10 protein-coding genes are annotated in these 9057 nt (G+C 62.8%); 5 read left to right on the top strand and 5 right to left on the bottom strand.

The genetic code is table 11. The features are described 5' to 3' along the window. Positions 1-110 precede the first annotated feature (110 nt). Both O2807_07555 and O2807_07560 read left to right on the top strand, forming a co-directional pair. Positions 111-620 (top strand): hypothetical protein, encoded by a 510-nt coding sequence (locus O2807_07555; GenBank protein MDA1000357.1) that lies wholly within the window; start codon positions 111-113, stop codon positions 618-620. 13 nt (positions 621-633) lie between these two features. Next, positions 634-1227: a thiamine pyrophosphate-dependent enzyme gene (locus tag O2807_07560; protein MDA1000358.1), complete on the top strand. Its 594-nt coding sequence runs from the start codon at positions 634-636 to the stop codon at positions 1225-1227. Here the strand turns inward: O2807_07560 and O2807_07565 are convergent. The 3 genes from O2807_07565 to O2807_07575 form a co-directional block, all read right to left on the bottom strand. Continuing rightward, positions 1217-1777, bottom strand: a complete 561-nt coding sequence (locus tag O2807_07565) for a hypothetical protein (protein MDA1000359.1) — start codon at positions 1775-1777, stop codon at positions 1217-1219. The two genes, O2807_07560 and O2807_07565, sit on opposite strands and share 11 nt — an antisense overlap. A gap of 123 nt (positions 1778-1900) precedes the next feature. Then, the gene (locus tag O2807_07570; protein ID MDA1000360.1) at positions 1901-2074 is read right to left on the bottom strand and encodes a zinc-binding dehydrogenase; all 174 of its coding nucleotides are present in this window, start codon (positions 2072-2074) and stop codon (positions 1901-1903) included. A gap of 65 nt (positions 2075-2139) precedes the next feature. Beyond that, the gene (locus tag O2807_07575) at positions 2140-3114 is read right to left on the bottom strand and encodes an NADPH:quinone reductase (protein ID MDA1000361.1); all 975 of its coding nucleotides are present in this window, start codon (positions 3112-3114) and stop codon (positions 2140-2142) included. 154 nt (positions 3115-3268) lie between these two features. Between O2807_07575 and O2807_07580 the strand changes: the two genes are divergently transcribed. Next, a complete protein-coding gene (locus O2807_07580) occupies positions 3269-4144 on the top strand; it encodes an EamA family transporter (protein ID MDA1000362.1) in 876 nt (291 codons plus the stop codon). On the opposite strand, the gene O2807_07585 is transcribed toward O2807_07580, so the two are convergent. Both O2807_07585 and O2807_07590 read right to left on the bottom strand, forming a co-directional pair. Continuing rightward, complete coding sequence (locus tag O2807_07585; protein ID MDA1000363.1) at positions 4141-5133, bottom strand: alpha/beta fold hydrolase; 993 nt, start codon at positions 5131-5133, stop codon at positions 4141-4143. The two genes, O2807_07580 and O2807_07585, sit on opposite strands and share 4 nt — an antisense overlap. A gap of 193 nt (positions 5134-5326) precedes the next feature. Continuing rightward, complete coding sequence (locus O2807_07590) at positions 5327-6298, bottom strand: 3-hydroxyacyl-CoA dehydrogenase family protein (GenBank protein MDA1000364.1); 972 nt, start codon at positions 6296-6298, stop codon at positions 5327-5329. Between the two features lie 191 nt (positions 6299-6489). Between O2807_07590 and O2807_07595 the strand changes: the two genes are divergently transcribed. Together O2807_07595 and O2807_07600 are read left to right on the top strand one after the other, a co-directional pair. After that, positions 6490-7674, top strand: a complete 1185-nt coding sequence (locus O2807_07595) for an acyl-CoA/acyl-ACP dehydrogenase (GenBank protein ID MDA1000365.1) — start codon at positions 6490-6492, stop codon at positions 7672-7674. Between the two features lie 17 nt (positions 7675-7691). After that, the gene (locus O2807_07600) at positions 7692-8900 is read left to right on the top strand and encodes a M24 family metallopeptidase (GenBank protein ID MDA1000366.1); all 1209 of its coding nucleotides are present in this window, start codon (positions 7692-7694) and stop codon (positions 8898-8900) included. Positions 8901-9057 lie beyond the last annotated feature (157 nt).

Consider the following 9057-nt stretch of genomic DNA (forward strand, 5'->3'; position numbering starts at 1 on the left):
CCCGCCATATCACCGGGACAAAACCGCCGCCCTGTATTGACACGGGCATCCCGGCAACGCAAGATTTGCGCCTGCAGTCATTCACGCATTCGGCAAAAGGGAAGGAAACGATGACCACGAACGGCGCGAGCGCGGCCAGGACGCTTGAGGCGATCAAGGCGCTCGGCTTCACCTACATCCTCATGATCCCCGACTCCGAGAGCGACCGGCTCTACCGGGCGCTCGGGAGCGATCCGGCGGTCCGCCTCATCACCCCCACCCGCGAGGGCGAGTCCATGGCCATCGCGGCGGGCCTGTGGACCGGCGGCCAGAAGCCGCTCGTGATCATCCAGAACACCGGGCTCTTCGAAGCCGGCGACGCCCTGCGCGGCTGCGGCCTCGGACCCAAGGTGCCGCTGCGCCTCATGATCGGCTGGCGGGGCTACGGCGGCGCCGTCTCCGGGGCCGGCGTCATCGACTCGGCCTACACCTATACCGAGCCCATCCTCAAGGGCTGGGGGATTCCCTTCTGGCACATCATGAGCGACGAGGATCTCCCCGCCCTCGAACAGATGGACCGGACCGCGGAGGAAACCGAGATGCCCGCCGCCGTCGTCACGGGCTGGGCCTTCAGGGACTGAGGGAGAGCGAGAAATGATCGAGAGAATGGACGTCTTCCGGGCCCTCGCCGCCCGGCGCACCGAGGAGATCGTCGTCATCACCATGTCGGCCACCCGCCAGTGGCCGCTCGTCTCAAAGAGCGATCTGGACTTCGACTTCCTCGCCTTCGGCATGGGCCACGCCGGGGACTTCGCCCTTGGCCTCGCCCTCGCCCGGCCCGAGCGGAAAACCATCGTCCTCAAGGGGGACGGCGGCCAGCTCATGAGCCTGGGCTCCCTCGTGACCAAGGGCGCCTACGCGCCGGGCAACCTTCTCGTCCTCTTTCTCGAAAACCGGACCTACGAGACCACCGGCGGCCAGCCCTTCTCCGAGCGCGTGGACTTCGAAAAAATCGCCCGCGGCGCGGGCATCGCGGGGGGCGGCGCCACCGGCAAGGGAAAGGTCGAGCGCATCGAAACACTGGCGGCCTTCGAGGCAGCCCTGCCCCGCCTGCTCACCGAGGAGGGGCCCCACTTCGTCATCCTTCCCGTCGAGAACAACGAGGAAGTCCCCAAGATCAGCCACTCCAACCACGCGGGAAGGATTCGGAGACTGCGGAAGGCGCTGGGGCTAGAAACTACTGCCTAGTACCTTTGGACTCAGATTTCTTTGATTCCAAATTGCCAACCCAATAATCCACTTTGCCTTTTATTTCCATAATCTCCTTATACATTTCCTCTAAATTTAAATCTTCATCAAGTAAAGTAAAAATTTTCTGAGTAGGATCAAAATGTCGAACCCAAATTGAATCAGAAATATTTAAGGAATGTTTCAGACCGACATTAAAATCCAAAATATTTATATTGGGCCCTTTTTCTTTAATCCATCCTGCCAACCTTTCGTCGTAATGCTCTAAACTGTCTCTAAATGACCTATCTCTAATTATGGATTTTTCTGGGAGGTCTAAAATTTGAGCGATTTTTTGTGACCCTAGATTTCTCGCTAACCCACCTGGCCACAATAGCTTTGACACATTTCCGCAATGTGACAAGAAAGAATGAATAGAAGTAAACACGAGGTCTGTACTTTTATCTTCTTTTTCGCAGATATTTAAATATGAAACCTCAGCAAATCTACATTGGACCCGCACTTCCCGTATAGCGAGTTCTATTAATCTATCCTCTATATTATTACTCATAGCAATTATTCTTCTCCCTACACGCCCAGTTGATCGGCGAGCTCGCCCAGATTTTTGATCTCGGCGTCGAGGTTCTGCGGGAGCTTCTCGCGGGTCCGGTTGAGGCGTCCCTGGAAGCCGCCGCTAGATGGAAAGCACCACCTTTCCGAGCATCTTTCCGCTCAGGACGAGCCGATGGGCGGCCTCGGCCAGCGGCCATTCCTGATGGACGGGCACCCGGAAGTTTTTCGCCTCCCAGAGCGGCGCCATGCGCCGGATGACCTCCGGGAACTTCGCGTCCAGCGTCCGGGCGGTCACCCCCCCAGGGGCGCTTTCAAATCGTTGTCATATTGGTGAATCCGCATCGCTTTCATGGCGATTCCTTATGGGATGAGAACAACTCTTCCGGAGAAGCTCCCGGTCCAGAGGATGTCGTGGGCCGCATTGGCCTCCGCCAGCGGCATCTCCCGCTCCACGTGCATCCGAAGGGTGCCGGCCTCGAGCATCGGCTCAAGGCGCCGGCGCACCTCGGGCATCTTCGGCAGAAGATTGGGCATGGACAAGCAGATGATCTGCGCATCCCGCAGGAGGGCCTTCTGCACGGCAAAGCAGGCATCCGGGTCGAGGGCTCTGGCCGTTCCCACCACGATGATGCGGCCGCCCACGGCAAGGGCCTCCACGTCGCGATTGAGCGTCGCCTCCGCCGCAAGGGCCAGGACCACATCCACCCCGCGGCCACCGGTGAGTTCCATGCACCGGGCCGAAAAATTCTCCTCCCGGTAGTTGATGACGGCCTCTGCGCCGTACTTTTCCGCGATCTCCGCTTTTTCCGGCGTGCTCACCGTGGCAAATACCCGGCAGCCCATCGCCCGGGCCAGCTGGATGGAAGCGAGTCCCACCCCGCCCGCTCCGCCGTGGACGAGAACGCTCTCACCGGCGCTCACCCGTGCCTTGATGACAACCGCGTTCCAGGCGGTGAGGTACTGGATGACGAGGCCGGAGCCCTCGGCGAACCCGTAGCTTTTCGGCAGATGGAATGTCCACATCGCACCGAGCCGGACCACCTCGGCATAGGCGCCCCCGATGGCCCGGCCGCAAACGCGATCCCCCTTCCGGAAGCCTTCCACCCCTTCGCCCGCCGCAAGCACCTCGCCGGCGGCCTCGATGCCTGGAATGTAGGGCGGGGAAAAATTCTTGTAGAACGGATGCGCCGCCGCCCGGACAGCCGTATCCACCGGATGCGCCCCGATGGCGCGGTTGCGGATGAGGATCTCCCCGGGACCGGGGACAGGCTCTTCCACCTCGTCCACCTGCATGGGATGCTCAAAGCCGAACTGATGGACGCGGACCGCTTTCATGGACACCCTCCCCGCGGATGAAAAAATGGCCTCTCCGGCTGACGCCGAACGATTGTTTTACGCTATGATGGGTTAACTTTATCGCATTTATGCGGATCGGTCATTACCATTTCACCCGCACGGCTCCTTCGGGAGATCCGCCTCCGGAGGCGCCATGGAGCTCGACCAGACCACCCTGCTGGCCCTTGCCTCGGCGCTCGCCTATTCCGTGGCCGACATGTCCATCCGCTACGGCATCCAGCACACCAACGCCTATGTGGGAACCTCCATCTCCCATGGGACGCAGCTTGTCTTCAATTTGATCATGATCCCCATCCTCGGCCACAGCTTCCCGGATTGGGGAGACCACTACCTTTGGATCATGGCCGGCGGCATCGTGCGGCCCGCCCTGTTCGCCATCCTTTTCTCCATCGGGATCGCGCGGATCGGCGTCGCGCGCGCCGCGCCGCTGAAGGGAGCCTCCCCTCTTCTGGGCGCCCTGCTCGCCATCATCTTCCTGGGCGAGAACCCGGCCTGGTACCATCTCGCGGGAATCGTCCTCGTCGTGGCGGGCGGCGGAATCATTTCATCGGGCAAGACCGCCGGATACTGGAACCGCAAGGACATCGTCTATCCCATCACGGCGTCCCTCGCCGCCGGCGTGGGCGCCATACTCTGGCGAAAAGGACTGGTGGGCTTCGAGAGCCCCATCGCCGGCGCCGCGGTGGGCATCGCCGCATCCTTCTTCGCCGTGGGCACCTACACCCTGCTGGCCATTCCGCGGGAGCGGTGGGGAAACGTGCGGAAAGCGGCCCTGCCCTTCCTGTGCACCGGCCTCGTGGGCGGGGCGGGCAACATGCTTTTTGCCGCCGCGCTCCAGCAAGGAGAAGTCTACCGCGTCCTTCCCCTGGTCCAGATCAGCCCCATCATCACCGTCATCCTGGCGGTCATCTTTCTGCGGCGCATCGAGTGGATCACCTGGCGAATCCCGGCGGGCGCGGCATTGACCGCCGGCGGGGCCATCCTCGTCACGCTGAGGCTCGCGCTCTAGCTCTCGAGGAAATTCTGCACCTCGCCGAAGAGCGCCTCGCGTCTTTTCTCGAACTGGACGAAATGGGTGGCGTCGCCCATGACGACGTAGCGCTTCCCGGCAGTGTTTTTCAATTCGGCGAACAGGCGGCTCACTTCATTTTCGGGCGACACCCGATCGTGCTCCCCGCGGATGAGCAGCGCCGCGCTGCGCACCTTGCCGGGCCGGACGATGGTCTTCCCCTGCGTGCGGTCGTAGTGATCGGCCATCAGCCCGTTGGTGATCCGGACGGCGGGCGTTTTTTTCTTTTTTCCCCGGGCGTCGTAGCGGAGCTGCTCATGCCAATACGCGCGCACGGCCCTGGCATCGCACCAGAGATTTTTCTTCCCCTTCGGGAACAGGCGGCTCCAGTTGTGCTGCTGGCCTTTCTCGTAGACCCACCGCCAGGCGAAGAAAAGCTCGGGGTTGAGCTTCTTCGGGTTTTTCGGGTCCTGGAAAAGCGCGGCCGCCTCGGGGGTCTCGTTGAGGTAGAGCGGCGAGTAGAGAACGATCTTTCCGGCCTGGGCCGGATGCCTTCCGGCGAAGGCGGCGGCGAGCATCGTCCCCTGCGCCCAGCCGAGGATGTTCACCCGGGAAACGCCCCTTCTCCTGCGAATGAAACGCACCGCCGCCTCGACATCGCGAATGGCCACCCGGGCGCGCACCGCGGGGGGCCTGCCGCCCGGGCAGCCCTCCATCGCGCGCGGGCGGCTCGAGAGGCCGTATCCCCGGAGGGAGAGCGCATAGACATCGAAGCCGCGCCCTGCGGCGTGGTCCATCCACGAGTAGCCGGGCACCGGCAGATCGAAGCAAGCGGGCGAGGGCACGCTCTGCCCGTGCACGAAGAGCAGCGTCTCGCCCGTGGAGAACTTTCCCTTCCCCTTGAGGCGCTTCTCCCGCAGATGAAGACGAATCGCCGGATCATCCGCGGGAGCGATGAAGTGTTCTTCTCGAACGATCTCTTTTTTCATCGAACTTCCGCTCCCCGAAAAATGACCGCCCCCTGAAAAATTCGGCAGCGGGTCAATCTGCCAAACGAACCCAGGGTGTCATTCCGAAGGAGCAGCGCGACTGAGGAATCTGCTTGTCGAAAAGCGGATTCCTCGCGCCGGGCGCTCGGAATGACAAGAAAACGAGAAAACGGACCCACTGCCGAAAATTCCCTTATTCAGACGAGAGCGGAGAGGGCGGGGGCGGACGCTTCATCCACCGCAGCAGTTCCTCCCCGCGCGCCTGATAAAACTCCTCTACCTTTTCGGGTGGCCAGCGGTAAAAGCCCTCCCCGCTCTTCACCCCCAGCTTTCCCGCCTCCACCATCTTTTCCATCAGGGGGGAAGGCTCGGGGCGGCTGTCGAGGTGGGGGCGGATATGGGTCTGCGAGCGGAGCGACATATCAATTCCCGTGAAGTCGGAGAGGGCGCACATCCCCATCACCGGGAAGAGCCGCCCCAGCGAGCGGACCACGGTATCCACCGCCTCGGGCGTGGCGTAGCCCTGCTCGATGATGTAGCTGATCTCGCGGCGCAGGGCCGTTGTCAGGCGCGAGCCGATGTTGCCGGGCACCTCGGCGCAGCGCACCGGCTCCCAGCCCACCTTTTTCAAAAGCGCGATGGCCGCCTCCACCGCCGCCGGATCGGTCTTCTCCCCGCCGACCACCTCCATCGCGGGAACCATGGAGGGCGGCGTGAGGTTGTGGGCGGTGATGCACCGCTCGGGCCGCCCGACGCGGGCGGCGATCTCGGTGATCCGCAGGCCCGAGGTTCCGCTCGCGATGATGGCGTGCGCCGGTGCGGCAGCATCGATCCGGCAGAAGGCCTCCTGCTTCACCGCGAGATCGTCAATGAGCGTTTCCGCGATGTAATCGGCACCCTGCACCGCATCCTCCAGATCCGTCACCGGGCGCACACGGGCCAGCGCCGCATCCGCCTCCCCGCGGGAGAGCAGTTCCGCCTCGACGAACAGCCCGATCCCCTTGGCGACATCCGCCATCGCCCGCCGGGAGCTTTCCGCCGTCCGGTTGAACATGGCCACCGGGTAGCCCGCCTGGGCGAACTTCTGGGCCACGCCGTAGCCGACATACCCGCCGCCGATGACGGCGATATTCCGGATCTTTTCAGGGTCGTACCGGGAGGCCATGCGGGGGCTCCTCTTTGCGGCGGGCGGCGCATCTCCGGGAAAAAAAACCTCCCGCAAGGTGGTTCCCGCCCGGGGGTTATGGTATGCCTTAATCATACAGGACCTGTTTGTCCTTTGCCTCCTTTCCCGGCCCTTTGTGCGCGGGCTTTGGGGAAAATCCGGCGGCAAGGGACTGAAAGGGGAGCGCTCGCATGGTTGATTTCACCGTTACAGACGAACAAAAAGCCCTGATTCAGCTGGCGAGGGATTTTGTGGAGAAGGAGGCCAAGCCCCGCGTCGCCGAACTCGACAAGATTTCCGACCCCGAGAAGAGCGTGAGCACCGACCTCCTGCTGCGCTGCTCGGAGCTGGGCTTCCGCCAGATGGCCATCCCCCAGAAGTACGGCGGGATGGGGATTGAAGACACGGCGACGATCGTCATGGTGTGCGAGGAGCTCGGCGTGGGGGATGTCACCCTCGCCAGCGTCCCGATCAACGGCCGGAAGCTCTACCACATCCTCGACAACCCCAACGTCACGAACGAGATGATACGCGACAAGTGGCTCAAGGCCTTCTGCGAGGACCCGACCTTTCTCGTCGCCATCGGGATGACCGAGCCGAACTCGGGCGGGGACAATATTTTTCCCTACGATGCGCCGGGTTCGGCCCTCCAGACATCGGCCGTGCGCGACGGGGATCACTTCATCATCAACGGCTCGAAGCAGTTCATCGCCCACGCCGGCATCGCCAAGCTCTACATGGTCTTCACCCGGACGGACCCGAGCAAGGGGATCAACGACGGATGCAGCTGCTTCATGATTCCGGACGGCCACCCCGGCATGACCTTCGGCCGGGTGCACGACAAGATGGGCTTCCGCCTGCTGCGCAACCAGGAGATTTTCTTCGATAACTGCCGCGTGCCGGAGAGCTGGATGCTCGGCCCCGAGAACACCGGGATCATCGCCATCCGCCAGCAGCTCGGGAGCGACGGCATCCTCAACGCCGCCCGGGCCATCGGCGTGGCGCGCCGGGCCTTCGAGGAGATCACCGAATTCTGCAAGAACCGCGTCCAGGGCGGAAAACCGATCATCGAGCACCAAGCCGTCGCCACCGAGATCGCCGACATGTACGCCGCGATCCGCGCCATGCGCGCCCTCGCCTGGGAAGTGGCCTGGTCGCTCGATCACGGCGCGCCCGATTCCAAGGCCGTGCCCGCCGCCATGACCTTCTGCACCGAGCACGCCTTCGATATCTGCCATAAAGCGGCGGAACTCGCCGGGGGGATGGGCGTCATGAAGGAGGCGCCGTTCGAAAAACTCCTGCGCGACAGCTTCTCGATCAAGCATCTCGACGGCGGCAACATCATCAAGCGGCTCAAGGTGACGCGGGCCCTGTAGCGATAAGGGGACTTTAAATGCGCGAGTGCCAAAACAACTTCTGGCCCTGGTTTTCCGAGGACGAATACAAGCGCCGCTACGCAAATATCCGCGCCGCGATGGCCGAGAAGAATCTCGACACCCTCATCATCTACGGATCGGGGGGTTATCTGGGGACCGACCCCGGCCAGCCGAACGTCGTCTACGTCGCCAGCTTCGCCGGCTTCATCCAAACCTACGTCGTCTTTCCCCTCGATGAAAAAGAGAAGATCACCCTTTTCGTCACCTTCGGAAACCACCTCAAGAACGCGAAGCAGACGACGCATCTCGAAGATGTCCGCATCGGCGGGATGGACCAGACCCCCCACCGCGTCGCCGATCGCCTGAAGGAGCTCGGCGCGGACGGAAAGCGCGTGGGCATCGTCGGCGCTATGGCCTGGGCGGACATCACCCTGCCCCATGAGGCCTACGTCGCGATCACCGAATCGCTCCCCGGGGCCGAGTTCGAGATGGTGACCCGCTGGTTCGAGGACCTCCGCCTCGTCAAGAGCGAGGAGGAGATGCAGTACATGTACCGGGGCGCCGCCATGACGGACACCGCCTACGACCTCATGGTCCGGGCGACGAAGCCGGGGGTGCGGCCCTGCGATCTCTACAACGTGGTGCTCCGCGCCGCCATGGACATGGACGGCAAGATTCCCTTCGGCCACGTGGGCAGAACCCCCATGAGCGACCCCGACATGATCTACGCGCACCAGCTGGCGCTGACGACCCCCATTCAGATGGGCGATGTCGTCATGACCGAGATCGCGGTGGGCTGGGGCGGCTATTTCGGGAAAATCTGGGGCACCTACTTCGTCGGCGACCCGACGCCGGAGTACGAAAAGATGTTCCGCCTCTCCCAGGAGACCCACAAGGCGCAGCACGCCGCCATCAAGCCGGGCGTGAAGGGAGAAGCGTTGACCGGCGCCTGCCTCGATATCATCCAGAACGCCGGCTACAAATCCAAAAGCTCCGTCTTCGGGTGGTCGAATCTGAACTCACCGCCCGACATCCGCTCGATGGGCGATCATGTGACGGGCGGGGATTTCGTCTTCGAGAAAAATCACTGTCTGAACGTACTGCCCTGGACGGTCGATCACGATGAGACGCGGGGCGTCTGGCTGGGCGACACTTCGGCCGTCACGGCGGACGGCGTCGTGAATCTGCACCAGTACCCCCTGACGGAAATCACCGTCGTCGGCTAGCCGCAAATTCCAGACACGCCTTTCAGGCGCGCCGCGACGGAGCGGGGAAGCCCGCGCGGCGGATCCGGCAGTGGGCCAGTCGGCGCAAATGGATCAGCGGTGTCATTCCGAAGGAGCGCAGCGACTGAGGAATCTGCTGTGGAAAAGCAGATTCCTC

The organism is bacterium, from assembly GCA_027622355.1.
In the GTDB taxonomy this organism is placed as follows: domain Bacteria; phylum UBA8248; class UBA8248; order UBA8248; family UBA8248; genus JAQBZT01.